This is a genomic window from Rhizobium phaseoli (genome assembly GCF_003985125.1).
Classification (GTDB): domain Bacteria; phylum Pseudomonadota; class Alphaproteobacteria; order Rhizobiales; family Rhizobiaceae; genus Rhizobium; species Rhizobium phaseoli.
Genome location: NZ_ML133566.1, coordinates 363,187 through 387,856, shown reverse-complemented (window position 1 = coordinate 387,856; position 24,670 = coordinate 363,187). Strand labels below are relative to the sequence as shown.

General features: G+C 63.7%; 21 protein-coding genes. 18 read left to right on the top strand and 3 right to left on the bottom strand.

The annotated features are described in order from the left end of the window. The first annotated feature begins 3 nt into the window (after positions 1 to 3). The 5 genes from EFD56_RS05045 to olsB all read left to right on the top strand — a co-directional run bounded on the left by EFD56_RS05045 (position 4) and on the right by olsB (position 5,780). A complete protein-coding gene (locus tag EFD56_RS05045; RefSeq protein WP_004679811.1) occupies positions 4 to 1,101 on the top strand; it encodes a class I SAM-dependent methyltransferase in 1,098 nt (365 codons plus the stop codon). Continuing rightward, positions 1,098 to 1,958 carry a TrmH family RNA methyltransferase gene (locus tag EFD56_RS05040; protein ID WP_126904849.1) on the top strand — a complete coding sequence of 287 codons (861 nt, stop codon included), beginning with the start codon at positions 1,098 to 1,100 and terminating at the stop codon, positions 1,956 to 1,958. The genes EFD56_RS05045 and EFD56_RS05040 overlap by 4 nt, the downstream gene beginning before the upstream one ends. Further along, entirely contained in the window at positions 1,955 to 2,458 is a 504-nt protein-coding gene (gene lspA, locus EFD56_RS05035; RefSeq protein ID WP_126904848.1) for a signal peptidase II, read from the top strand. Before EFD56_RS05040 ends, lspA begins: the two co-directional genes overlap by 4 nt. Before the next feature lie 55 nt (positions 2,459 to 2,513). Then, on the top strand, positions 2,514 to 4,793 hold the full coding sequence (locus EFD56_RS05030) for an ATP-binding protein (RefSeq protein ID WP_126904847.1): 2,280 nt from the start codon (positions 2,514 to 2,516) through the stop codon (positions 4,791 to 4,793). Between the two features lie 108 nt (positions 4,794 to 4,901). Then, positions 4,902 to 5,780 (top strand): l-ornithine N(alpha)-acyltransferase, encoded by an 879-nt coding sequence (gene olsB, locus EFD56_RS05025; RefSeq protein WP_004679816.1) that lies wholly within the window; start codon positions 4,902 to 4,904, stop codon positions 5,778 to 5,780. 66 nt (positions 5,781 to 5,846) lie between these two features. Here the strand turns inward: olsB and EFD56_RS05020 are convergent, their stop codons facing one another. Continuing rightward, on the bottom strand, positions 5,847 to 6,836 hold the full coding sequence (locus tag EFD56_RS05020) for a helix-turn-helix transcriptional regulator (protein ID WP_037142999.1): 990 nt from the start codon (positions 6,834 to 6,836) through the stop codon (positions 5,847 to 5,849). A 180-nt stretch (positions 6,837 to 7,016) separates the two neighbouring features. After that, positions 7,017 to 9,302, bottom strand: coding sequence for an NADP-dependent malic enzyme (locus tag EFD56_RS05015; RefSeq protein ID WP_004679820.1), 2,286 nt, complete (start codon positions 9,300 to 9,302; stop codon positions 7,017 to 7,019). Between the two features lie 113 nt (positions 9,303 to 9,415). Here EFD56_RS05015 and mutS point away from each other — a divergent pair, with 113 nt between their 5' ends. The 4 genes from mutS to murJ all read left to right on the top strand — a co-directional run bounded on the left by mutS (position 9,416) and on the right by murJ (position 17,061). Next, positions 9,416 to 12,142: a DNA mismatch repair protein MutS gene (gene mutS, locus EFD56_RS05010; RefSeq protein ID WP_126904846.1), complete on the top strand. Its 2,727-nt coding sequence runs from the start codon at positions 9,416 to 9,418 to the stop codon at positions 12,140 to 12,142. 11 nt (positions 12,143 to 12,153) lie between these two features. Then, entirely contained in the window at positions 12,154 to 12,429 is a 276-nt protein-coding gene (locus EFD56_RS05005) for a hypothetical protein (RefSeq protein ID WP_126904845.1), read from the top strand. A gap of 134 nt (positions 12,430 to 12,563) precedes the next feature. Further along, a complete protein-coding gene (locus EFD56_RS05000) occupies positions 12,564 to 15,470 on the top strand; it encodes a [protein-PII] uridylyltransferase (protein ID WP_126904844.1) in 2,907 nt (968 codons plus the stop codon). A gap of 10 nt (positions 15,471 to 15,480) precedes the next feature. Beyond that, the gene (gene murJ, locus EFD56_RS04995) at positions 15,481 to 17,061 is read left to right on the top strand and encodes a murein biosynthesis integral membrane protein MurJ (RefSeq protein ID WP_126904843.1); all 1,581 of its coding nucleotides are present in this window, start codon (positions 15,481 to 15,483) and stop codon (positions 17,059 to 17,061) included. A gap of 3 nt (positions 17,062 to 17,064) precedes the next feature. Here the strand turns inward: murJ and EFD56_RS04990 are convergent, their stop codons facing one another. Continuing rightward, entirely contained in the window at positions 17,065 to 17,493 is a 429-nt protein-coding gene (locus EFD56_RS04990; protein ID WP_126904842.1) for a YcbK family protein, read from the bottom strand. Positions 17,494 to 17,680: 187 nt separating this feature from the next. Between EFD56_RS04990 and EFD56_RS04985 the strand changes: the two genes are divergently transcribed. From EFD56_RS04985 to miaB, 9 genes are all read left to right on the top strand, one after another. Continuing rightward, a complete protein-coding gene (locus tag EFD56_RS04985; protein ID WP_126904841.1) occupies positions 17,681 to 18,079 on the top strand; it encodes a VOC family protein in 399 nt (132 codons plus the stop codon). A gap of 96 nt (positions 18,080 to 18,175) precedes the next feature. Then, entirely contained in the window at positions 18,176 to 19,240 is a 1,065-nt protein-coding gene (trpS, locus tag EFD56_RS04980; protein ID WP_126904840.1) for a tryptophan--tRNA ligase, read from the top strand. 107 nt (positions 19,241 to 19,347) lie between these two features. Next, positions 19,348 to 19,839 carry a universal stress protein gene (locus EFD56_RS04975; protein WP_004679831.1) on the top strand — a complete coding sequence of 164 codons (492 nt, stop codon included), beginning with the start codon at positions 19,348 to 19,350 and terminating at the stop codon, positions 19,837 to 19,839. 109 nt (positions 19,840 to 19,948) lie between these two features. After that, a complete protein-coding gene (locus EFD56_RS04970; protein ID WP_010005468.1) occupies positions 19,949 to 20,515 on the top strand; it encodes a NifU family protein in 567 nt (188 codons plus the stop codon). 88 nt (positions 20,516 to 20,603) lie between these two features. Beyond that, positions 20,604 to 21,266 (top strand): tRNA (adenosine(37)-N6)-threonylcarbamoyltransferase complex dimerization subunit type 1 TsaB, encoded by a 663-nt coding sequence (gene tsaB / locus EFD56_RS04965; protein ID WP_126904839.1) that lies wholly within the window; start codon positions 20,604 to 20,606, stop codon positions 21,264 to 21,266. Between the two features lie 2 nt (positions 21,267 to 21,268). After that, on the top strand, positions 21,269 to 21,763 hold the full coding sequence (locus tag EFD56_RS04960) for a GNAT family N-acetyltransferase (protein ID WP_004679835.1): 495 nt from the start codon (positions 21,269 to 21,271) through the stop codon (positions 21,761 to 21,763). Between the two features lie 78 nt (positions 21,764 to 21,841). After that, on the top strand, positions 21,842 to 22,270 hold the full coding sequence (locus tag EFD56_RS04955) for a Fur family transcriptional regulator (RefSeq protein ID WP_010004259.1): 429 nt from the start codon (positions 21,842 to 21,844) through the stop codon (positions 22,268 to 22,270). Between the two features lie 27 nt (positions 22,271 to 22,297). Next, positions 22,298 to 23,095: a lyso-ornithine lipid O-acyltransferase gene (gene olsA / locus EFD56_RS04950; RefSeq protein ID WP_126904838.1), complete on the top strand. Its 798-nt coding sequence runs from the start codon at positions 22,298 to 22,300 to the stop codon at positions 23,093 to 23,095. Positions 23,096 to 23,243: 148 nt separating this feature from the next. Next, a complete protein-coding gene (miaB, locus tag EFD56_RS04945) occupies positions 23,244 to 24,653 on the top strand; it encodes a tRNA (N6-isopentenyl adenosine(37)-C2)-methylthiotransferase MiaB (RefSeq protein WP_126904837.1) in 1,410 nt (469 codons plus the stop codon). Positions 24,654 to 24,670 lie beyond the last annotated feature (17 nt).

Below are 24,670 nucleotides of genomic sequence, written 5' to 3'. Positions count from 1 at the left end.
ACGTTGAAACAAAGAGAACGCCGGCCGGGCCAGAAGAAAACGTCAGGTCCCCCCGGTGAAAGCCGCAGGGACGATCGGGCAGGACGGTCGCCGAAGCCACCGGCGCGGCCGGCGGCAGCCCGCGAGACGGCGCGCGAGAGCGCAGCTCCAGTCACGGTTTCCCGTCCGTTGATGACGCGCACCGGCGAACGGCCGGCGGAACGCGTGCCTGTCATCCTCGAGTCGCTCGGCGCCGGTGATTTCCACCTGATCGACAGCGGCGACGGCCAAAAGCTCGAGCAATACGGCCCCTATCGCATCATCCGCCCGGAAGCCCAGGCGTTGTGGCGGCCTTCGCTGGCGCCGCACATCTGGGAAAAGGTCGATGCCGTCTTCACCGGCGATACCGACGAGGAAGGCACCGGTCGCTGGCGTTTCCCGAAGGCCGCACTCGGCGAGACCTGGCCGCTCAATCTGCTCGGCGTCGATTTTCTCGGCCGCTTCACCTCCTTCCGCCATGTCGGCGTCTTCCCCGAACAGATCGTGCACTGGAGCTGGATGAAGGAGCAGGTCGAAAAGGCCGGCCGGCCGCTGAAGGTATTGAACCTCTTCGGGTATACCGGCGTCGCCTCGCTGGTCGCCGCCGCGGCCGGCGCCGAGGTCACCCATGTCGACGCCTCGAAGAAGGCAATCGGCTGGGCCCGCGAAAACCAGGCGCTGGGACGGATGGAAAAGCTGCCGATCCGCTGGATCTGCGAGGATGCGATGAAATTCATCCTGCGCGAGGAGCGCCGCGGCAGCCAGTACGACATCATCCTCACCGATCCGCCGAAATTCGGTCGCGGCCCCAATGGAGAAGTCTGGCATCTCTTCGAGCATCTGCCGTTGATGCTCGATGTCTGCCGCGAGATCCTGTCGCCGCAGGCGGCCGGCCTGGTGCTGACGGCCTATTCGATCCGCGCCAGCTTCTATTCGATCCACGAGCTGATGCGCGAGACGATGCGGGGTGCCGGCGGTGCGGTCGAATCCGGCGAACTGGTGATCCGCGAAGCGGGCCTCGACGGCAAGACGCCGGGCCGCGCACTTTCCACCTCCCTCTTTTCCCGCTGGGTGCCGAAATGAGCAAGGACTTCCACGATCAGGGACCGCGCAGGGTCGGCCAGGTGAAGGAAGTCACCTCGCTCGCCAATCCGATCATCAAGGACATCAAGGCGCTGACGAACAAGAAGTCGCGGGAGGAAAGCGGGACTTTCCTCGCCGAAGGACTGAAGCTCGTCATCGATGCGATCGAGCTCGGCTGGACGATCCGCACGCTGGTCTATGCCAAGGCCGCCAAGGGCAAGCCGCTGGTCGAGCAGATGGCCGCCAAGACCGTCGCCTCCGGCGGGCTGGTGCTCGAAGTCAGCGAAAAGGTAATCGGCTCGATCACCCGCCGCGAGAACCCGCAGATGGTCGTCGGCATCTTCGACCAGCGCTGGAAGCCGCTCAAGGACATCCGGCCGAGGGAGGGTGAGACCTGGGTGGCCCTCGACCGCGTGCGCGATCCCGGCAATCTCGGCACCATCATCCGCACAGCGGATGCGGCCGGGGCTTCCGGCGTCATCCTGGTCGGAGAGGCAACCGATCCCTTCTCGCTCGAGACCGTGCGCGCCACCATGGGCTCAGTCTTTGCCGTTCCGGTCGCACGCGCGACACCGGAGGAATTCCTCTCCTGGCGCAAATCGGCCGGCGTTTCCGTCGTCGCGACCCATCTTGCCGGCGCGCTCGATTACCGCACGATCGACTACCGGAAGAAGCCCGTCGTGCTCTTGATGGGCAACGAGCAATCCGGCCTGCCCGAGCAGCTCGCCAAGGAGGCCGACGCGCTTGCCCGCATTCCGCAGCAGGGCCGCGCCGATTCCCTGAACCTCGCCGTCGCCACCGCCGTCATGCTTTTCGAGGCGCGCCGCCACCTCCTCTCACTTGCCGAGGGCAAATGACCGAACCGACGCATGCACGCTCCGCGCTTTTTGCGCGCCCGGCGCCGATCCTCTTCTTCATCGTCGCCGCCGTTCTCATCGACCAGATCGTCAAGATCGCCGTCGACCATTACCTGCCGCTGCAGGAGGCCGTGCCCGTCATCCCGATGCTGGCGCTCTACCGCACCTATAATCTCGGCGTCGCCTTTTCGATGCTGTCGGGCATGGACGGCTGGTTCATCGTCGGCATGCGGCTCATCATCGTCGCCTTCGTCGTCTGGCTGTGGTACCGCACCGCCAAGGACCGCTGGCTTGCGCATCTCGGTTACGCGCTGATCATCGCCGGCGCGATCGGCAATCTGGTCGACCGCTTCGCCTACGGGCATGTGATCGACTACATCCTCTTTTACACCGCAAGCTGGTCCTTCGCCGTCTTCAATCTCGCCGACAGTTTCATCACCATCGGTGCGGCCTGCGTCATTCTCGACGAGCTCTTGCTGCCGAAAAAGGCCGGCCGCTAAAATCTTATCGAATTCCTGAAGGCATTCGGAAGGGGCCTCATGTTAGCCAGATAGCATGCACAATCTGGGACAGTTGCAGGAAAGATTGTCCGCCGCCTTCGGCGGACCCGCCGCCAAGCCGCATCAGGAGCGGATGGGGCAGCCCTTCCCGCGACCACGTGCAGCAGCCCCTGAGCAAACCAATCAGCGTCAGATGCCCGCGCCGACCCGGCGCCTGCTGTTCTACTGGCTGAGCGGCGCCGGCCTGCTGGCCGCAACCACCCTCATGCTGCTTGCCTATGCCGGCGATCCGCTGCTGCTTCCAGGCGGGCTTGTCGTTCTCGGCCTTGCGGCGATGGCCGGTTACCTCCTCCTGACAATCCGCCGGCGCGGGGCAAACAAGCCCGGCCGCCAATCCCTGCCCGAGCGCAACGAAGGCGCAAAGCTGTTCGCCGACGTGCACGACGTGCTCGGCGACATCACGGTCTCGCGGACCATGGACCGGCGTATCATCTCCGCCAATGATACGTTTCGCCGTCTGACCGGACGGCTGCATCCGGAAGGACGCAGTTGCGAGGAGATCGGCCTCGCCTTCCGCCCCGGTCCGATCCCGCGTTGCTACGATGTCGAAATCTCGACACCGGAAGGCCAGCGAATTTTCGTCTGGCGCGACGTCGTCACCCGCGATCCTGCGGACGGCCGCCTGCTGCTGCACAGCGTTGCCCGCGACGTCACCGAAGAGCGGCTGCTCGCGCAGGGCCGCGAGCAAGCCCGCCAGAAGGCCGAATATAACAGCGCCGCCAAATCCCGGCTGCTTGCCACCGTCAGTCACGAGGTGCGCACGCCGCTTTCCGGCATCCTCGGCATGACGCATCTGCTCGCGGAGACGCGGCTGACACAGGAACAGCAGAATTACCTGGCGAATATCCGCCAGTCCGGCCACGCGCTGACGCAGCTCGTCGAAGACCTGCTCGATTTCTCCACCATCGAGGTCGGCCGTTTCGAACTGCATCCGCGCTCGGAATCGCTGCGCAAGCTTCTCGAGAGCGTCGTCGAGATGCTTGCCCACCGGGCGCATGAAAAGGGTATCGAGATCGGCGCCACCGTGTCCTCTGACGTGCCCCAGAATATGAGCTTCGATCCGGCGCGGCTGCGGCAGGTTCTGTTCAACGTCATTGGCAACGCCGTGAAGTTCACGCAGGTGGGCGGCGTCTTCATCCGTGTCTCGCTTGACGCCGGCGATCTGTTGATCACCGTCGCCGATAGCGGTCCCGGCATGACGGCCGAGGAGCAGGCGCGTGTCTTCGGCGAGTTCGAGCAGGGCGGCACCGTCGCCGACAAGAGCGCCGGCACCGGGCTCGGTCTTGCGATCTCCGCCCGCATCATGCGCGAATTCGGCGGCGCATTGACGGTAGCCAGCGAAAAGGGCCTGGGCAGCGAATTCACCATCCGCTTTCCCGTCGATGTCGGCAGCGAAAGGCCCGAGCGGCGAAACACGCTGCTTGCCGGCAACAGCGTCGTGCTTCTGGCGCCGGCAGGTGCGGCGCGCACCGCCATCGCCGAGACCATCACCACGCTCGGCGGCATCTGCCATCTCGTCGGTGACGGCGAGACGGCGCGGGAAAAGCTGCTCGGCATGGCCAGTTACGGTGGTCGGCCGACCGATATCATCGTCGATCATCGCATGTCGGCGGAATTTTCCGCCCATCTTGCCGATCGCGCCGAAATCGCTGCGCTGGGCCTGCGCAAGGTTCTGCTCGTCAACCCGGAAGAGCGCAGCGCCCATCCGCTCGACCTGTTCGACGCCTGGCTCATCCGGCCGCTGCGCGAACAGTCGCTGATCGATGTGCTGCGCGGGCGCATGCGCGGCATGGAAAAGCGCGACGCGCTGAACGACAATCAGCCGGGCTTCGGGCTTTCGGTTGCGGAGACGAGAGTGGCGGCGAGCGGGCTCAGCATCCTGCTCGGCGAGGACGATCCGATCAACGCCATGCTGGTGCGCGTCGTCCTGGAAAAAGGCGGGCACAAGGTGCGTCATGTCGAAGACTTCGAGACGCTGCTCGATTGCGCCCTCGGCGAGGCGGATGCCCGCCCCGACATCATCATCAGCGATCTGTCGATGCCGGGCGGCAACGGCATCGACATGCTGGGACGGCTGCGCGGCCACGAACGGCGGCTCGATCTTGCGCCGGTACCGGTGATCGTGCTGACCGCCGACAAGAGCGACGAATCACGCCGCCAGGTTTTGCTCAACGGCGCCAACCGCGTCATGGTGAAGCCGGTCGACCCGCTGCGGCTGCTGACCGAAGTTCAGGCGGTCGCCGCACTTTCGGCCCGCCGGGCAGAGGCGCGATAGAGCCTCTCGGGCCCAGCCCGCTCCTTGCCTCGGGAAATGCAATATGTCACTTTCCTGTCGTACAGAAGTGTTTTATGGCGTCGATAAGCCGGCAACCGGAGAATCGCCATGTCCTCCATCGACATCCTCAATCGTGACGTCACCGCGGAGGCTGCACGGCCGTCGACGGCTGCTGCCCAGAAGGACGGCGATATCCTGGGCCGGATCGGCAATCTGGAAACGCGCCTTGCCCGCTCGGCGCGCGAGATCGACGCCGCCCAGGCGGTGCGCTACCGGGTCTTCGTCGACGAAATGAAAGCGCAGCTGCCGCTGGACGCCATGCGCCGCCAGCGTGATGTCGACGCCTATGATGCCTTCTGCGATCATCTTCTTGTTCTCGACCGTGCGATCGAGGGCGATCCGGAAGACCAGATCGTCGGCACCTATCGGCTGCTGCGCCAAGATGTCGCCATGGCCAATGGAGGTTTTTACTCGGCTTCCGAATTCGAGATCGAGGGGCTTCTCGCCAAGCATCCGGAGAAGCGCTTCATGGAGCTCGGCCGTTCCTGCGTGCTGCCGGAATACCGCACCAAGCGCACCGTCGAGCTCCTGTGGCAGGGCAACTGGGCCTATGCGCTGAAACACGGCATGAGCGCCATGTTCGGCTGCGCCTCGTTCCCCGGCGTCTATCTCGAAAGCCATGCGCTGGCACTGTCGTTCCTCTACCACAATGTGCTGGCGAAGGACGAATGGGCCGTCGGCGCACTGCCGCATCTCGCCCGCAACATGGACCTGATGCCGGTCGAGGCGGTCAACCCGAAGCGGGCGCTGATGGCTCTGCCGCCGCTCATCAAGGGGTATCTTCGCCTCGGCGCGATGGTCGGCTCCAGCGCGGTCATCGACCACGCCTTCAACACGACAGACGTGCTGATCGTGCTGCCGATCTCCAGCATTTCCGACCGCTACCTGAACTATTACGGTGCCGACGCCGGCCGCTTTGCGAGCTAAAGTCTTTTCTGGTCGGCTTGCAGCATGCTGCCCTGGCGCAAACCTCCCGGGCTCGCGATCGGCGTCTCAAAGATCGGATCGCCTTCGCGTGTCCGACGGATTCTCGCCATAGGCCGCCCGATAGATTGCCGCAAAACGGCCAAAGTGGAAGAACCCCCACTTCAAACAGATGTCCCGCAACGGCTGGCGGTTTGAAGGATCGCGCAGATCCTCCCGGACCGCCTGCAAACGGATCGTCCTGAGGTAGGCAGACGGTGTGGTTGCCTTGAAGGCCCGAAAGCCGACTTCAAGAGCGCGAATGGAAATGCCCGCCGCGTCCGCGACATTCTGCATCGTCAACGGCTGCGCGATGTTCGCATGCATAAATTCAATTGCGCGACGGACATGCCGCGGTGCGATCAGATGGATTTTCTTATCCAGAAGATGCGAGAGCCGATGAGGAACCAAACGTACGACCAGATCGGCAAATGCCTGGGTGAGGTTTGATATGGCAATCGGCGAGTGGAGTAGCGGGCCGCCGTTGCGCATGCCGATGATCATCGTTTGAGCGAGACCGAAGATCAGCTGTCCCGCCGCCGTGGAACGATCAACGATCGGCGCCAGGTCCAGTGCCCCGGTGAGCGGGGTCTCCAATACGGCGGCGACGGTCTGAGCTATGATCGCCCAACTTAGACTGAGTGTGTCCGACCGGTGTGGCGCTGCCCGTACCGAAACCCGTTCCGGCTCAAGATTGTTCGCCATCAACAGCCGCCCGGGTGTTGCTTCGGCCATGGTCCGACCAAAAGCGACGTCGAGAGCTCCCGTGCGCGGAACGATGATTGCCAGAGTTTCCGGCGTTCCATCTGCCGTTCTTGCACCCCAGCCGCCGGAATCCTGGTTGCTGACCAGCGACAACCTCTCATCACCCCAAAACCCGACTTTCCAGTCGAGTGGTTTGTCTCGACCATTTCGCCATGCGTCGAACGAACCGAACCCCTTAGTCAGAGCCTCGACCATATCGTCGAACGTTGTCCCCTGAAATCGGGCGGTGAAATTCGGGGAGGCGTTTTCCGGCATGGGAATCCAAACGGCTGATGAAATATCAAATATATGCCGCAGGCATTGTTTCAAAAGTATGACTTATCGGATTGAGCCTTTCAACCATCTCTTCGGGGAGCAAGCCACAAAAGGCGCGCCCGACCGACGTGCTGTCGGCCGGGCGCTAAATACCCTCTCGAATGGGAGGCAGAGGCGAGTTTACGAACCCGCCCCGTAGGCAGCGATCGCCGCCATGTTGACGATGTCGCTGTCCTTGGCGCCCATCGAGGTGATCTGCACGGCCTTGTCGAGGCCGACGAGGATCGGGCCGATCACCGTCGAGCCGCCGAGTTCCTGCAGCATCTTGGTCGAGATCGAGGCCGAGTGGAAGGCCGGCATAACCAGCACGTTGGCGGGGCCGGAGAGCCGGCAGAACGGATATTGCTCCATCACCTTGCGGTTCAGCGCGACATCGGCGGCCATCTCGCCGTCAAATTCGAAATCGACGCGGCGCCTGTCGAGGATCTTCACCGCCTCGCGCACCCGCTCGGAACGTTCGCCGGAAGGATGGCCGAAGGTGGAATAGGCGAGCAACGCGACACGCGGCGGATAGCCCATGCGCCGTGCGAGTCCGGCGGCCTCCTCGGCGATATCGGCAAGCTCTTCGGCGCTCGGCATGTCGTGCACCGCGGTATCGGCAACGAAGACGGTGCGGCCGCGGCAGAGCGCCAGCGACACGCCGATGACGCGGTGGCCGGGCTTTTCGTCGATGCAGCGGCGCACATCCTCGAGCGCGGTCGAATAGTTGCGGGTGATGCCCGTCACCATGCCATCGGCGTCGCCAAGCGCTACCATGGTGGCGGCGAAATGGTTGCGGTCGTTGTGGATCAGCCGCTGGGCATCGCGGTGCAGGTAACCCTTCCGCTGCAGCCTGGCATAGAGATAATCGATATAGGCCTCGACTCGTGTGGAGATACGGGCGTTGACGATCTCGAGGCCGGGGCGGTTGAGATCGATGCCGGCGCGTTCCGCCGTCGCCCGGATCAGGTCTTCGCGGCCGAGCAGCAGCGCGGTGCCGAGCTGCTGATTGGCATAGGACAATGCTGCGCGCAGCACCTGCTCTTCCTCGGCTTCGGCAAAGACGATCCGCTTCGGGCGGCGGCGCACCCGCTCGTAGAGGCTGGCGAGCGTCGAGGCGATCGGATCGCGGCGGGCCGAAAGCTCGCGGGCGTAACCGGCCATATCGGTGATGACCTTGCGGGCAACGCCGGTCTCGATTGCGGCCTGCGCGACCGCGACCGGGATGGCCGAGATCAGCCGCGGATCGAATGGAACCGGGATGATGTATTGCGCCCCGAAACGCGGCCGGTTGCCCTGATAGGCGGCGACCACATCATCAGGCACGTCCTCGCGGGCAAGATTGGCCAGCGCGTTGACGGCGGCGATCTTCATGGCGTCGTTGATCGTCGATGCGCGCACGTCGAGCGCGCCGCGGAAGATATAGGGGAAGCCGAGGACGTTGTTGACCTGGTTCGGATAGTCCGAGCGGCCCGTCGCCATGATGGCGTCGTCGCGGATGCGGGCCACCTCTTCCGGGGTGATTTCGGGATCGGGATTGGCCATGGCGAAGATGATCGGCCGGTCCGCCATCGAGCGGATCATCTTGGCCGAGAAGGCGCCCTTCTGCGACAGGCCGAAAATGACGTCGGCACCCTTCATCGCCTCTTCCAGCGTGCGGGCGTCGGTCTTTGCCGCATGCGCCGATTTCCACTGGTTCATGCCCTCGGTGCGGCCCTGGTAGATGACGCCCTTGGTATCGCAGAGGATGATGTTTTCAGGCGCAAAACCCATCGCCTTGATCAGCTCGACGCAGGCAATCGCCGCCGCTCCGGCGCCGTTGCAGACGAGCTTCGTCGTCTTCAGGTCGCGGCCGGTCAGCTCCAGCGCGTTGATCAGGCCGGCGGCGGCGATGATCGCCGTACCGTGCTGGTCGTCATGAAACACCGGAATATCCATCAGCTCGCGCAGCCGGCTTTCGATGACGAAGCAATCCGGCGCCTTGATGTCCTCAAGGTTGATGCCGCCGAAGGAGGGGCCGAGGAAGCGCACGCAATTGATGAACTCGTCGACATTTTCGGTATCGATTTCGAGATCAATAGAGTCGACGTCGGCGAAGCGCTTGAAGAGGACCGACTTGCCTTCCATGACCGGCTTGGAGGCGAGCGCGCCAAGATTGCCGAGGCCGAGAATGGCAGTGCCGTTGGAGATGACCGCGACCATGTTGCCGCGCGCCGTGTAGTCGTAGGCCGTCTGCGGATCGGCGGCGATCGCCTTGACGGGAACGGCGACACCCGGGGAATAGGCCAGCGACAGGTCGCGCTGCGTTGCCATCGGCTTGGTCGGGACGACTTCCAGCTTGCCGGGCCGGCCCATCGCATGAAAATCGAGCGCCTCCTGGTCGGTCACTGATGTCGTCGGCCGGTCCTTCTTATCGATATCGGGCATAAATCCTCCAACGTCCTGTGGGCGACGCTTTGCTCTTCCTCAAATGCTGTTGTCATCTATAGCGGCGCGCGGATAGGGTTGGCACCTGTTTTTTTGGGAAAAACTGCAGCTCCGTGAACGCACGATTCGACACAGGAAATGAAGCCTTTTCGGCTGCCGAGCTTGCCACGGCGGAAAGCCGTGCCTCGGCAACGCCGATGATGGAGCAATATATCGAGATCAAGGCGAACAACCCCCGTTCGCTGCTGTTCTACCGCATGGGCGACTTCTACGAGCTGTTCTTCGAGGATGCGCTGGAGGCTTCGCGCGCGCTCGGCATCACGCTGACGAAACGCGGCCAGCATATGGGCCAGGATATTCCGATGTGCGGCGTGCCGGTGCATGCCGCCGACGATTATCTGCAGAAGCTGATTTCGCTCGGTTTCCGCGTCGCCGTTTGCGAGCAGGTCGAAGATCCGGCCGAAGCAAAGAAACGCGGCGGCAAATCCGTCGTCAAGCGCGATGTCGTGCGGCTGGTCACGCCGGGCACGATCACCGAGGAAAAGCTGCTATCGCCCTCGGAATCCAACTATCTGATGGCGCTCGCCCGCATTCGCGGCGGGGCCGAACCGGCGCTGGCACTTGCCTGGATCGATATTTCCACCGGCGTCTTCCGGCTGGCGGAGACGGAAAGTTCGCGGCTGCTCGCCGACATCCTGCGCATCGATCCGCGCGAGCTGATCCTGCCCGATACGATTTTCCACGATCCCGAGCTGAAACCCGTCTTTGACGTGCTCGGCCGAACGGCGGTGCCGCAGCCGGCGGTGCTCTTCGACAGCGCCAGCGCCGAAGGCCGGATCGCCCGCTATTTCGGCGTTTCGACGCTGGACGGCTTCGGCAGCTTCTCGCGCGCCGAGCTTGCGGCAGCCGCAGCCGCCGTCGCCTATGTCGAGAAGACGCAGATCGCCGAGCGCCCGCCGCTCGGGCAGCCCGAGCGGGAAAGTGCCGCCTCGACGCTGTTCATCGACCCGGCCACCCGCGCCAATCTCGAGCTTGCCCGCACGCTGTCGGGCGATCGCAACGGTTCGCTGCTGAAGGCGATCGACCGCACCGTCACCGGCGGCGGCGCCAGGCTTCTGGCCGAGCGGCTGATGTCGCCGCTCACCGACCCCGCCCGCATCAATGCCCGGCTCGATTCGATCGGTTTCTTGATCGACGAGCCCTCGCTCTGCGGCAGGCTGCGCGATACGCTGAAACATGTGCCCGACATGCCGCGGGCGCTCTCGCGCCTGGCGCTCGACCGCGGCGGCCCGCGTGATCTCGCGGCCATCCGCCAGGGCCTGCAGGCGGCAAGCGGGCTCGCGGATCTGCTCGCCACCGCCATGCTGCCGGAAGAACTCGGCGAGGCGCTGTCCGGACTGAAAGCGCTTCCCGCGAGCCTGGAAACGCTGCTTGCGGAGACGCTCGCCGACGAACTGCCGCTGCTCAAGCGCGACGGCGGTTTCCTGCGCGACGGCGCCAGCGGCGAACTCGACGAGGTCCGTGCGCTGCGCGACCAGTCGCGCCGCGTCATCGCCGGGCTGCAGCTGCAATATGCCGAGGAAACCGGCATCCGCTCGCTGAAGATCAAGCACAACAATATTCTCGGCTATTTCATCGAGGTCACCGCCGGCAATGCCGGCCCGATGACCGATACGACGGAAGCCAAGGCCCGCTTCATCCACCGCCAGACGATGGCGAGCGCGATGCGCTTCACCACGACCGAGCTTGCCGATCTCGAAAGCCGCATCGCCAATGCCGCCGACCGGGCGCTTTCGATCGAACTCGAAGCCTTCGACAAGATGACGGCGGCCGTCGTGGCGGAAGCCGAGGCGATCAAATCAGGCGCCCGGGCGCTCGCCGTCATCGACGTCGCCGCCGCTCTCGCGCTGCTCGCCGAGGAGCAGGCCTATTGCCGGCCGCAGGTCGACGGCTCGAAGATGTTTGCCATCGAGGGCGGCCGTCATCCTGTTGTCGAGCAGGCACTGCGGCGGCAGGCGGGTGGCCCCTTCGTCGCCAACCATTGCGATCTTTCGCCGAAGGACGGCGCCAAGGACGGCGCCATCTGGCTGCTGACCGGCCCGAACATGGGCGGTAAATCGACCTTTCTGCGCCAGAACGCGCTGATCGCGATCCTGGCGCAGATGGGCTCTTTCGTGCCGGCGACATCCGCCCATATCGGCATCGTCGACCGGCTGTTCTCGCGCGTCGGCGCCTCCGACGACCTGGCGCGCGGGCGCTCGACCTTCATGGTCGAGATGGTCGAGACGGCTGCGATCCTCAACCAGGCGAGCGACCGCTCGCTCGTCATCCTCGACGAGATCGGCCGCGGCACCGCCACCTTCGACGGCCTGTCGATCGCCTGGGCCGCCGTCGAGCACCTGCACGAGGCCAATCGCTGCCGCGGTCTGTTCGCCACGCATTTCCACGAGCTGACCGTGCTGTCGGAGAAACTTGGCCGGCTATCGAACGCCACGATGCGCGTCAAGGAATGGGATGGCGATGTCATCTTCCTGCATGAGGTCGGGCCCGGTGCGGCCGACCGGTCCTACGGCATTCAGGTCGCCCGCCTCGCCGGACTTCCGGCCTCGGTCGTGGCGCGTGCCCGCGACGTGCTCACCCGCCTCGAGGATGCCGACCGCAAGAACCCGGCGAGCCAGTTGATCGACGACCTCCCGCTCTTCCAGGTGGCGGTGCGCCGCGAGGACGCGGCCCGCGGCCCGTCCAAGGTCGAGGAGGCTTTGAGGGCGATGAGCCTCGACGACATGACGCCGCGCGAGGCAATGGATGCGCTTTACAATCTCAAGAAGAAGCTGAAATAGGAGCGCGGCCGATGTTCATGGAAAAACTGGTTCGCGAAACCGAGCGCCTGTCGCTGATCTGCTCCCTGCTCGACACCATGCGACGCGCCGACCGGGACCGCAATGCACGCGGCTGGACCTCGCCGATCGGCCTGCTGAAAATGACGCGCAGTTGCGCTACAATCTCGGAACTCGCCACTTCGATCGCCAAGGCAGGCTATCGCGAATGCGACCGCCAGACACTCGAGGAGATCCTGAGCGAGACACGGCACGTCTTGTATTCGCTGCAGGCCGAGTTCGCGAGCTGAGGCTTTTCGGGAAAGTCCGCTGCTTGCGTCAAAGCGTCCCGCATCCTGCAGCGGACCAACACCATTTCGCCAAATTTAAAGGTTCTTGCAGTATGAAAGCCCGTGTCAATCGCTGGGCAAAGAGGCTATAGCGCATGCAGACGAAACCAGCGGCAGACCGCGAACCGGCAGCCCGGCATGAACAGGACGCCACTCCGGCGAAAGCAATGCGCGACCTCGATTTCTCCACGATTCTCGACACCGAACTGCTGCAGAACCAGTGCGATGCCGTTGCCGAGGCCAATCGGAACCGGCCCGACGTCATGCGCAGCGATCTCCTCGCCGTCCTCAAAAAGGCGAGCACCGAGGGCCGGCAGAAGGCGCGTGCGGCGCTTGCCGCCGACGGCAGCGGGTTGAATTGCGCCTACCGGATTTCCTGGCTGCAGGACCAGATCATCACCGTCCTCTACAATTTCGCCACCGCCCACATCTTTCCGCAGCAGAAGGACAAGTTCGCCGTCACCGCCGTCGGCGGCTATGGCCGCGACACGCTGGCGCCGGGCTCGGATATCGACCTGCTCTTCCTCTTCCTGCCGCGGCCGGCGGAAGAGACGCACAAGGCGGTCGAATTCATGCTCTACGTGCTCTGGGACATGGGCTTCAAGGTCGGCCACGCCACCCGCACGGTGGAGGAATGCATCGCGCTTTCCAAGTCCGACATGACGATCCGCACCGCCATTCTGGAAATGCGCTTTATCTGCGGCTTGCAGCGGCTGGAAACCGAGCTCGAGACCCGCTTCGACAAGGAAATCGTCACCGGCACCGGCCCGGAGTTCATCGCCGCCAAACTTGCCGAGCGCGACGAACGCCACCGCAAGGCAGGCGATACGCGTTATCTCGTCGAACCGAACGTCAAGGAAGGCAAGGGCGGGCTTCGCGACCTGCACACGCTGTTCTGGATCTCGAAATATTATTATCACGTGCGCGACCAGGCCGAGCTGGTCAAACTCGGCGTCCTGTCAAAACACGAATTCCGCCTGCTCGAGAAGGCCGACGATTTCCTCTGGGCGGTGCGCTGCCACATGCACTTCCTGACCGGTAAGGCCGAGGAGCGGCTCTCCTTCGACATCCAGCGCGAGATCGCCGAAGCCTTCGGCTATCACACCCGCCCCGGCCTTTCGGCCGTCGAGCGTTTCATGAAGCACTATTTCCTCGTTGCCAAGGATGTCGGCGATCTGACCCGCATCCTGTGCGCCGCGCTCGAAGACCAGCAGGCAAAGTCGATCCCCGGCCTTACCGGCGTCATCAGCCGTTTCACCCATCGCACCCGCAAGATCGCCGGCAGCGTCGAATTCGTCGAAGACCGCGGCCGCATCGCGCTCGCCGACCCTGATGTCTTCAAGCGCGATCCGGTCAGCATCCTGCGGCTCTTCCACGTCGCCGACATCAATGGGCTGGAATTTCATCCCGACGCGCTGAAGCGCGTCACCCGTTCGCTTGCCCTGATCGATAACCGGCTCAGGGAAAACGACGAAGCCAACCGCCTGTTCATGTCGATCCTGACATCGAAACGCGACCCGGCGCTGATCCTGCGCCGCATGAACGAGGCCGGCGTGCTCGGCCGTTTCATTCCCGATTTCGGCAAGATCGTCGCGATGATGCAGTTCAACATGTATCATCACTATACGGTCGACGAACATCTGATCCGCACCGTCGACGTTCTCTCGGAGATCGACAAGTCGCGCTCCGAGGATCTGCACCCGCTCGCCAACAAGCTGATCGCAAATATCGAGGACCGCGAGGCGCTCTACGTCGCCGTTCTTCTCCACGATATCGCCAAGGGCCGGCTGGAGGATCACTCGATCGCCGGCGCCCGCGTCGCCCGCAAGCTCTGCGCCCGTTTCGGCCTGTCGCAGAAGCAGACGGAAATCGTCGTCTGGCTGATCGAGGAACATCTGACCATGTCGATGGTGGCGCAGACCCGCGACCTCACCGACCGCAAGACCATCACCGATTTCGCCGACCGGGTGCAGTCACTCGACCGGCTGAAGATGCTGCTGATCCTGACGATCTGCGATATCCGCGCCGTCGGCCCCGGCGTCTGGAACGGCTGGAAGGGCCAGCTTCTGCGGACGCTCTATTATGAAACCGAGCTGCTTTTGGCCGGCGGTTTCTCGGAAGTCTCGCGCAAGGAGCGGGCCAACGCCGCCGCCGAGGCGCTGCGCGGCGCGCTCTCAGACTGGAGCCAGAAGGACCGCAACACCTATACCAAGCTGCACTACCAGCCCTATCTGCTCTCCGTGCCGCTGGAAGACCAGATCCGTCACGCCCATTTCATCCGCCAGGCCGACAAGGCGGGCCAGGCGCTCGCCACCATGGTGCGGACCGACAGTTTCCACGCCATCACCGAGATCACCGTGCTGTCGCCCGACCATCCGCGGCTGCTTGCCGTCATCGCCGGCGCGTGTGCGGCGGCCGGCGCCAACATCGTCGACGCGCAGATCTTCACGACTTCGGACGGGCGGGCGCTCGATACGATCCATGTCAGCCGGGAATTTGCCGACGACGCCGACGAGCTGCGCCGCGCCGGCACGATCGGGCGGATGATCGAGGACGTGCTGTCGGGGCGCAAGCGCCTGCCCGAGGTCATCGCCACACGCACGCGCAACCGCAAGAAAAGCAAGGCCTTCGTCATTCCGCCCTCGGTCAACATCACCAACAGCCTGTCGAACAAGTTCACCGTCATCGAGGTCGAGTGCCTCGACCGCCCTGGCCTCTTGTCGGAGATCACCGCCGTGCTCTCCGATCTGTCGCTCGACATTCAGTCGGCCCGCATCACCACTTTCGGCGAGAAGGTAATCGACACCTTCTACGTCACCGACCTGGTCGGCCAGAAAATCTCGGGCGACAGCAAGCGCGCCAACATCACCGCCCGGATGAAGGCGGTGATGGCCGAAGAGGAGGACGAACTGCGCGAACGCATGCCTTCCGGCATCATCGCGCCCGCCGCCACCGCCCGGACATCGCCCCCAGCCGAAAAGAAAGCCGATTCCCCCGCATGAGCTATCAAGCATGAGCCTCGTCAAGAAATTCGCGACCGTCGGCGGCGCCACCCTCGGCAGCCGCATCTTCGGCTTCGCCCGCGAAACGCTGATGGCGGCCGCACTCGGCACCGGGCCGATGGCCGACGTCTTCTACGCGGCCTTCCGTTTTCCGAACCTCTTCCGCCGGCTGTTTGCCGAAGGCGCCTTCAACGCCGCCTTCGTGCCGCTCTTTGCCAAGGAGATCGAGGCGAACGGCACGGATGGCGCCAAGCGCTTTTCGGAGGAAGTCTTCGGCGTGTTGTTTTCGGTGCTGCTCCTCATCACCATCGTGATGGAGCTTGCCATGCCGCTGCTCGTGCGCTTCGTCATCGCGCCGGGCTTTGCCGACGATCCCGAGAAGTTCTCGATCACGATCCGCATGGCGGCCGTGATGTTTCCCTATCTCATGTGCATGTCGCTGACGGCGATGATGAGCGGCATGCTGAATTCGCTGCATCATTTCTTCGCCGCCGCCATCGCGCCCGTCTTCCTCAACGTGGTGATGATCGGGGCGCTGTTCTATGCCCTCTATACCGGCGCCGATCCGCTGGCGACGGCCTGGTATCTCTCCTGGGGCGTGCTGATCGCCGGCCTGCTGCAGCTTGCCGTCGTCTATATCGGCGTCCTTGCGGCCGGCATGAGCATCGGCCTACGCTTCCCGAAGATGACGCCCAACGTCAAGCGGCTGCTGATCCTGGCCGTGCCGGCCGCGGTCACCGGCGGCATCACCCAGATCAACCAGCTGATCGGCCAAGCGATCGCCTCGTCCCGCGACGGCGCGATCGCGGCGCTGCAATATGCCGACCGCATCTACCAGCTGCCGCTCGGCGTCGTCGGCGTCGCCGTCGGCGTGGTGCTGCTGCCGGAGCTGGCGCGCGCCTTGAAGGCCGGCCACCTGCGCGAGGCCGGCAACCTGCAGAACCGCTCGATCGAATTCGTGCTGTTCCTCACCATTCCCGCCGCCTTCGCGCTCTGGATCCTGTCCGACGAGATCATCCGCGTGCTCTATGAGCGCGGCGCCTTCCATCAGGAAAATACCCTCGTCGTCGGCTCAATCCTGGCGATCTACGGCATCGGCCTGCCGGCCTTCGTTCTGATCAAGGCGCTGCAGCCCGGCTTCTATGCCCGCGAGGACACCAAGACGCCGATGCGCTTCTCGGCGATCGCCGTTGCGACCAACTGCGCCACCGCGCTGACGCTCTTCCCCTATATGGGCGCGCCCGGTATCGCGGTCGCCGAGGCCACCGCCGGCTGGATCAGCACGGTGCTGCTGTTCACCACGCTTCTGCGCCGCGGCCATCTGACATGGGAATGGGCGCTGGCAAAACGCGCCGCCCTTCTGATCGTCGCCGCCGCCGTCATGGGCGCGGCGATCGTCTTCCTCAAGCAGTATTTTGCCCCCTGGCTTGCCTCGGGCGCACCGCTTCTGACCAAGATCGGTACGCTGGGGCTGTTGATTGCGATTTCCATGCTGGTCTATTTCGCCGCCGCCTTCCTGATCGGCGGGGCAAATCTCGGCATGATCCGCCGCAATCTGAACCGCAAGCCGGCGGCGGCAGAAGATGCATAAGCTCTAACAATCGACCCATCGCCTCTGCGGCCCGACGTCGACGTGAATGATGCCGTTGCAATAACTGCCGATGCCGCCGATCCCCGGCGCGCTTCTGGCGGCGGCGATGATGGTGCGCTCCGACAGGCCCGGCATCCTGAAATCGGCCGCCAGGCATTTGCCGTGCAGGGAGCCATGACGGCTTGGATGCGGCCTCAGGCCGGAGGTGATGATCGGACGGCGTCCGGTTTTTGCGGCGATATGCGACAGGATCGCCTGAAGGCGGGTTGGAAAACACCCGGCACGGACACTGACGGTCTGGACCGTGTAGGCGAGACGCGCCTCGTGTTTCGGCAGATGAATGGCCGGCCTTTTGCTGTCTTGACCGACAGCGCTGGTTGCTGATTGTAGGGCGAAAAGGCCTGCCATGGCCAGCAAAGCGAGGTTCTGCATGGTCCCTCCGGGCGGTTGGAACGGCGGCCATCCGGCCGCCACTGCTCGGTCGAGGATTTTCAGTTCAATAAAAGCTTTTCTGTGAAATTTTATACTCAATTATGGCTAAACGCTCTGATCAATTCGGCTTAAAATCGGGGTATTATCTGCCTCGAAATGAAAAAAACATCCAATCTCAGGAGGTCGCATGACGATCAAGTCGCTTTTCCTCGTCACCCTCGTCGTCGACGATTACGACCGCGCCAAGGCCTTTTATTGCGATGTGCTTGGGTTCGACTGCGTTGAGGACCAGCCGCAGCCGGAGGGCAAGCGCTGGGTGGTGGTGAAGCCGAGAGGCGGGGACGGCGCCGCGTTTCTGTTGGCGCAGGCGGCAACCGAAGTACAGCGGGCGGCCATCGGGAACCAGACGGGCGGCCGGGTCGGCTTCTTCCTGAAGACCGACGATTTCGCCCGCGATCACGCCGCCATGGTTGCAGCCGGCGTGCGCTTTCTGGAAGCGCCGCGGCATGAGGTCTACGGCACGGTGGCGGTCTTTGCCGATCCCTACGGCAACAGCTTCGATCTGATCCAGCATGCCGCAGACTGAACCCCTTGATTGCGACCGGCTGCCCGTGCATAAGCCGCGGCGTTAGCAACACAGGCGACAAGCCTTGGGGCCCTCCACCAGCCTATTGAGGACGACATGAGCGAATTCAAGAAACTCGTATTCTCCGGCGTGCAGCCGACCGGCAATCTGCATCTCGGCAATTATCTCGGCGCGATCCGCCGCTTCGTGGCGCTGCAGGAGGGCAATGACTGCATCTACTGCGTCGTCGACATGCATGCGCTCACCGCTCAGCTGGTGCACGAGGATATGCCGAGCCAGACGCGCTCTATCGCCGCCGCCTTCATCGCCGCCGGCATCGATCCGGAAAAACATATCGTCTTCAATCAGTCGGCCGTGCCGCAGCATGCCGAACTCGCCTGGATCTTCAACTGCGTCGCCCGCATCGGCTGGATGAACCGCATGACGCAGTTCAAGGACAAGGCCGGCAAGGACCGCGAGCAGGCCTCGCTCGGGCTCTACGCCTATCCGAGCCTGATGGCCGCCGACATTCTCGTCTACCGTGCAACGCATGTGCCTGTCGGTGAGGACCAGAAGCAGCATCTCGAGCTTGCCCGCGACATCGCCATGAAGTTCAACCTCGATTATGCCCAGCATATCGCCAGGACCGGCTACGGCATCGACATCACCGTCGGCGACGAGCCGGTGCATGCTTATTTCCCGATGGTCGAGCCGCTGATCGGCGGACCGGCGCCGCGCGTCATGTCGCTGCGCGACGGCACCAAGAAAATGTCGAAATCGGACCCTTCCGACCTGTCGCGCATCAACCTGATGGACGACGAGGATGCGATCTCGAAGAAGATCCGCAAGGCCAAGACCGATCCGGACGGCTTGCCGAGCGAGATCGACGGTCTGCAGGGTCGGCCGGAAGCCGACAATCTGGTGGCGATCTATGCCGCGCTTGCCGACAAGTCGAAGTCGGAAGTGCTTGCCGAATTCGGCGGCCAGCAGTTCTCCGTCTTCAAGCCGGCGCTGGTCGATCTCGCCATCCACGTGCTGGCGCCGATCACCGGCGAAATGCGCCGGCTGATGGACGATACCAGCCACATCGATGCGATCCTGCGCAAGGGTGGCGAACGCGCCCGGGCCCGCGCCGAGGTGACGATGAACCAGCTGCGCGACATCATCGGCTTCCTTTACTGAGGCAGATCTCCTCTGCTTACCCTTCGGGGGAAGAGGATCTATTCGGAAGGAGAAGCGGCAAAAACTGCGCTTGCAATTTTTCCGCTTCAGGTGTCAGAGTCCGCCCCATGGTATCGAAGCGACTCTCACGGCTCGAAGGTCACCGGCGCAAGTTCATGGCGGTGATCGACGGGACCCCCGAATGCCAGCGCGCCGTTCATTATGCCGGCCGGCGCGCGAAGAATTCCAATGGCGGCCTGGTGCTGCTCTATGTGATCCCCAACGGCGATTTCCAGCAATGGCTCGGCGTTGAGGAGATCATGCGGGCCGAGGCGCGCGAGGAAGCCGAGGCAACGGTCGCCAAGATCGCCCAGATCGTGCGCGAGACGATCGGCATCGAGCCCGAGATCGTCATCCGCGAAGGCAGTGCGGCCGAGCAGATCAACGCCGTGATCGAGGAAGACCGCGACGTGGCGATCCTGGTTCTTGCCGCCGGTTCGGCGAAGGAGGGTCCGGGACCGCTGGTTTCGTCGGTCGCCGGACGCGCGGCGGCGTTCCCGATTCCAGTCACCGTGCTGCCGGATACGCTGACGAACGAGGAAATCGATGCGCTCTGCTGAGCCTATTTCTTGAGTACAAGTCTCTTGATTAGATCAGGCAATGGGCCTATTTTCTTTTGAAGAATTCTAAAGACGGCCGAGGTCACGGGCCTGCCGCATGGAGAGCCAGATGTTCATTCAGACCGAAGCCACGCCGAATCCCGCCACCCAGAAGTTCCTGCCGGGCAAGGTGGTCATGGAAAACGGCACCGCCGAATTCCGCAGCGCCGCGGAGGCCGAAGCCTCGCCGCTTGCCGCCCGGCTGTTCGAAATACCCGGCGTCACCGGGGTCTATTTCGGCTATGATTTCATTTCCGTCTCCAAGGACAATGCTGAATGGCAGCATCTTAAGCCGGCTATATTGGGCTCGATCATGGAGCATTTCATGTCCGGCAAGCCGGTCATGGGCGACGCTTCGATTCTGTCCGAAGACGCCGATGCCGGCGACGAGTTCTTTGACGAAGGCGACGAATCGATCGTGCTGACCATCAAGGAACTTCTGGAGACCCGCGTGCGCCCGGCCGTTGCCCAGGACGGCGGCGACATCACCTTCCGCGGCTTCAAGGACGGCAAGGTCTATCTCAATATGAAGGGCTCCTGCTCCGGCTGCCCGTCTTCGACGGCGACGCTGAAGCACGGCGTCCAGAACCTGCTGCGCCATTTCGTACCCGAAGTGCAGGAAGTGATTGCCGCTTGAAAATCTCGAATTCGTTCGGGCCGTTCATCTCTCGTTCGGCCGGACGGATTTATGGTTAGCGACAAGAGTTTATTCGGAAATTGATGGCATGATCGTTCTGGCGCTCGACACGGCAGGTGTAGATTGCTCTGCCGCCGTTTATGACAGCGGCAGGAATACGGTGCTGGGGGAGGCATCGGACATGATCGGCAAGGGGCATGCTGAACATCTGATCGGTATCGTCGACCGTGCGCTCGGTCAGGCCGATATGACGCTTTCTGAGGTCGACCGCCTTGCCGTCACCGTTGGCCCTGGCTCCTTTACCGGTATCCGCGTCGGCGTGGCCGCAGCCCGCGGCTTTGCCCTGTCCCTGCAAATCCCCGTCGTCGGCGTCACCACGCTCGAAGTGATGGCGGCCGCCGAACGGGAGAGGACACCCGGCCGCGCCGTGCTTGCGGCAATGGACGCCAAGCGGGACGAAATCTACCTCCAGTCCTTTGCCGCGGATGGTTCGCCGCTCGATGCACCGCGGGCGGCGAGCGTCGCCGATGCGCAGGCTTTCGCCGCCGGCTTCGACGGCGAGATCACCGGTTCGGCAACGCCGCTGCTGAAGGCGGGCGCCGGCGGCGACCATGCCAACGTGTTTCCGATTTCGGTGGTGGCGCGCCTCGGTGCTGCTGCCTCGGCCGATGCCGGAAAGCCAAAGCCCCTTTATCTGCGCGGACCGGATGCCAAACCGCAGGCCGGATATGCGATTGCGCGACGAGTGTGACCATGCTGGAAGCCTATCTGACGCTGAAGCCGGAATTCGAGATCATCGCCATGGAGCGCGAGGATTGCCGCGATGTCGCCGTGCTGCACGGCGAGCGTTTTGCCAGGCCCTGGGGTGACGGCGAATTTCACAGCCTGCTGTCGCAGGAGACGGTGTTCGGCTTCGTCGCGCGCCAGACCAATGCTATCCTGAAGAAGCCGCTCCCCGGCTTCATCCTTGCCCGTCAGGTCGCCGGCGAGGCGGAAATCCTGACGATCGCCGTCCAGGCCAAGGCAGCGCGCGCCGGGCTCGGCTGGCGGCTGATGCAGGCAGCGATGCGGGAAGCGCGGGCGCGCGGCGGCGAGAGCATGTTTCTCGAGGTCGATAACGGCAATACGGCCGCCCTCGGCCTTTATCGCAAGCTCGGCTTCGAGAAGGTCGGCGAGCGCCAAGGCTACTACAAGCAGGAAAACGGCGCCCTTTCCACGGCGCTTGTCATGAAGCGCGTTCTTCGGTAGTTCCCTGGCAGGAGATGACAGGCCGGCCGGCGCGATGACCGTGCGGGCGTTGTCGAAACGCGAGTGTGAAGGCGGGCCATGTCTGATGTAGCCAAGACCCTTGAGGAGCTTTGCGCCGAACGCGGCATGCGCATGACCGAGCAGCGCCGCGTGATCGCGCGTATCCTGGAGGATTCGGCAGATCATCCCGACGTCGAAGAGCTCTACCGCCGCTCGGTGAAGGTCGATGCGAAAATTTCGATCTCGACCGTCTATCGCACCGTCAAACTGTTCGAGGATGCCGGCATCATCGCCCGCCACGACTTCCGCGACGGGCGCTCGCGCTACGAAACCGTGCCGGAAGAGCATCACGATCACCTCATCGACCTGAAGACCGGCACGGTGATCGAATTTCGCTCGCCGGAGATCGAGGCGCTGCAGGAGCGCATCGCCCGCGAGCATGGCTTCCAGCTGGTCGACCATCGCCTGGAGCTCTACGGCATTCCGTTGAAGAAGGACGATCTCTGAAGCGATGGCCGCCCGGGAGCAGCACATTTGATCGTCTGGCTGCGCATTGTCTTGGCTGCGGCCGTCATCCTTGCCGTCAGCATCGTGCTCATACCGCTGCAGCTCTTGGCGCTGCGTTTCGACTGGCGGCTGCGCCGACGGCTGCCGAGGGTCTGGCACCGCATCATCTGCTACTGCCTCGGCATCCGCGTGCGCGTCACCGGCAGGCTGGAAGGCCGGCGGCCGCTGATGCTCTGTTCCAACCATTCGTCCTGGATGGATATCATGGTGATGTCGGCCGTCGCCGACGTCGCCTTCATCGCCAAGATCGAGGTGGCCGACTGGCCGATCTTCGGCACGCTCGCCAAGCTGCAGAAAAGCGTCTTCGTCGTGCGCGAGGAGAGGCGCAAAACCGGCCATCAGGCCAATGAGATCGCCGGGCGCATGGCCGACGGCGAAATCATCGTGCTCTTCCCCGAGGGCACGACCTCGGACGGTAACCGGCTGCTGGAGGTGAAATCCTCGCTGTTCGGCGCCGCCGCGATGGCGGTTCCCGCCTCGCCGACGGGAACCGTCGTGGTGCAGCCGGTAGCGATCGCCTATACCCGCGTACACGGCATCGCCATGGGACGCTATCACCGGCCGCTCGCCGCCTGGCCGGGTGATATCGAGCTCCTACCGCATCTGATCGACATCGTCAGATGCGGCGCCCTCGATGCGGAGGTTTCCTTCGGTGAAGCGGTGGAATACCGCGCCGACACCAACCGCAAGGAGGTGAGCGCGACGATCGCCTCGCGCATCCGCAACCTCCTGAACAGCCGCCTGCGCGGGCGGGAAATTTCCTGAAGCGCACCGCGATCTTCGGATGCGCCCGTTGCGCTTGCGCTCCTGGTTTTCGCGCATGTCGCTGCCTCAGGGTCGCTCCACACTTTTGCGCGGCTGCTAAAACAAGATTTTGATTTTCTCGGACGGCAAAAACCACTACATAGCCGCCATGACACAGGACAGCGCCCTTCTCCAGGCCCCGGAGCCGATGCTCCGCGACGGCTCCAACAGCCGCAAGGTCTTCATCAAGACCTATGGCTGCCAGATGAACGTCTATGATTCCACGCGCATGAGCGATGCGCTCGCCCGCGACGGCTACGAGCCGACGGAAGACATGGAAGAGGCCGACCTCGTCCTTCTCAACACCTGCCATATCCGCGAAAAGGCGGCCGAGAAGGTCTATTCCGCGCTCGGCCGGCTGCGCGAGATGAAGAAAAAGAAGGCGGCGGACGGCCGGGAGATGATGATCGGCGTTGCCGGCTGCGTCGCCCAGGCCGAAGGCGAGGAGATCCTGCGCCGCGCACCCGCCGTCGACGTCGTCATCGGTCCGCAGACCTATCATCGCCTGCCGGAAGCGCTGCGCCGCGCCCAACAGGGCCAGCGCGTCGTCGACACCGAATATGCGATTGAGGACAAGTTCGAGCATCTGCCGATCGCCGAGAGCCGGAAGATCCGCGCCCGCGGCGTCACCGCCTTCCTGACGGTGCAGGAGGGCTGTGACAAGTTCTGCACCTTCTGCGTCGTGCCCTACACACGCGGCTCGGAAGTGTCGCGGCCGGTTTCCCAGATCGTCGAGGAAGCCGAAAAGCTGGTCGAAGCCGGGGTGCGCGAGATCACCCTGCTCGGCCAGAACGTCAATGCATGGCACGGCGCCGGACCGCGGGGCGAGGCATGGAGCCTCGGCGACCTGCTCTACCGCCTGGCCGAAATCCCCGGCCTCGCCCGGCTGCGCTATACCACCAGCCATCCGCGCGACATGGACGACCGGCTGATCGAGGCGCATCGCGACCTGAGGGCGCTGATGCCCTATCTGCACCTGCCGGTGCAATCGGGCTCCGACCGCATCCTGAAAGCGATGAACCGGCGCCACACGGCCGCCGAATATCTCTCGCTGATCGAACGCATCCGCACCGTGCGGCCCGACATCGCGCTGTCGGGCGATTTCATCACCGGCTTTCCGGGGGAGACAGACGCGGATTTTGAGGATACACTGAAACTTGTGGAGGAGGTGCGCTACGCGCAGGCCTTCTCGTTCAAATACTCGACACGGCCGGGCACCCCCGGCGCGGAACTGAAGGACCAGGTGCCGGAAGAAATCAAGGCAGAACGGCTGGAACGCCTGCAAGCGCTTCTTTTGAAGCAGCAGCAGGAATTTGCCGAATCCTGCATCGGCAAGGAGATCGATCTGCTGCTCGAAAAGCCCGGCCGCATGCCCGGCCAGCTAATCGGACGTTCTCCCTGGCTTCAATCAGTGAATGTTGATGCAAAAGCATCGCAAATCGGTGACATTATTAAAGTGCGAATCACCGGAACCGGAACGAACAGCCTGTTTGCCGAACGCGCAGAGGCTGCGGTCTAACCCAAGGAGCCCGACCG

Bases quoted from the DNA above. Each gene is read 5' to 3' on its own strand.
- EFD56_RS05040 (WP_126904849.1), top strand. From the start codon at position 1,098: ATGAGCAAGGACTTCCACGATCAGGGACCGCGCAGGGTCGGCCAGGTG.
- lspA (WP_126904848.1), top strand. From the start codon at position 1,955: ATGACCGAACCGACGCATGCACGCTCCGCGCTTTTTGCGCGCCCGGCG.
- EFD56_RS05030 (WP_126904847.1), top strand. From the start codon at position 2,514: ATGCACAATCTGGGACAGTTGCAGGAAAGATTGTCCGCCGCCTTCGGC.
- olsB (WP_004679816.1), top strand. From the start codon at position 4,902: ATGTCCTCCATCGACATCCTCAATCGTGACGTCACCGCGGAGGCTGCA.
- EFD56_RS05020 (WP_037142999.1), bottom strand. From the start codon at position 6,836: ATGCCGGAAAACGCCTCCCCGAATTTCACCGCCCGATTTCAGGGGACA.
- EFD56_RS05015 (WP_004679820.1), bottom strand. From the start codon at position 9,302: ATGCCCGATATCGATAAGAAGGACCGGCCGACGACATCAGTGACCGAC.
- EFD56_RS05005 (WP_126904845.1), top strand. From the start codon at position 12,154: ATGTTCATGGAAAAACTGGTTCGCGAAACCGAGCGCCTGTCGCTGATC.
- EFD56_RS05000 (WP_126904844.1), top strand. From the start codon at position 12,564: ATGCAGACGAAACCAGCGGCAGACCGCGAACCGGCAGCCCGGCATGAA.
- murJ (WP_126904843.1), top strand. From the start codon at position 15,481: ATGAGCCTCGTCAAGAAATTCGCGACCGTCGGCGGCGCCACCCTCGGC.
- EFD56_RS04990 (WP_126904842.1), bottom strand. From the start codon at position 17,493: ATGCAGAACCTCGCTTTGCTGGCCATGGCAGGCCTTTTCGCCCTACAA.
- EFD56_RS04985 (WP_126904841.1), top strand. From the start codon at position 17,681: ATGACGATCAAGTCGCTTTTCCTCGTCACCCTCGTCGTCGACGATTAC.
- trpS (WP_126904840.1), top strand. From the start codon at position 18,176: ATGAGCGAATTCAAGAAACTCGTATTCTCCGGCGTGCAGCCGACCGGC.
- EFD56_RS04975 (WP_004679831.1), top strand. From the start codon at position 19,348: ATGGTATCGAAGCGACTCTCACGGCTCGAAGGTCACCGGCGCAAGTTC.
- EFD56_RS04970 (WP_010005468.1), top strand. From the start codon at position 19,949: ATGTTCATTCAGACCGAAGCCACGCCGAATCCCGCCACCCAGAAGTTC.
- tsaB (WP_126904839.1), top strand. From the start codon at position 20,604: ATGATCGTTCTGGCGCTCGACACGGCAGGTGTAGATTGCTCTGCCGCC.
- EFD56_RS04960 (WP_004679835.1), top strand. From the start codon at position 21,269: ATGCTGGAAGCCTATCTGACGCTGAAGCCGGAATTCGAGATCATCGCC.
- EFD56_RS04955 (WP_010004259.1), top strand. From the start codon at position 21,842: ATGTCTGATGTAGCCAAGACCCTTGAGGAGCTTTGCGCCGAACGCGGC.
- miaB (WP_126904837.1), top strand. From the start codon at position 23,244: ATGACACAGGACAGCGCCCTTCTCCAGGCCCCGGAGCCGATGCTCCGC.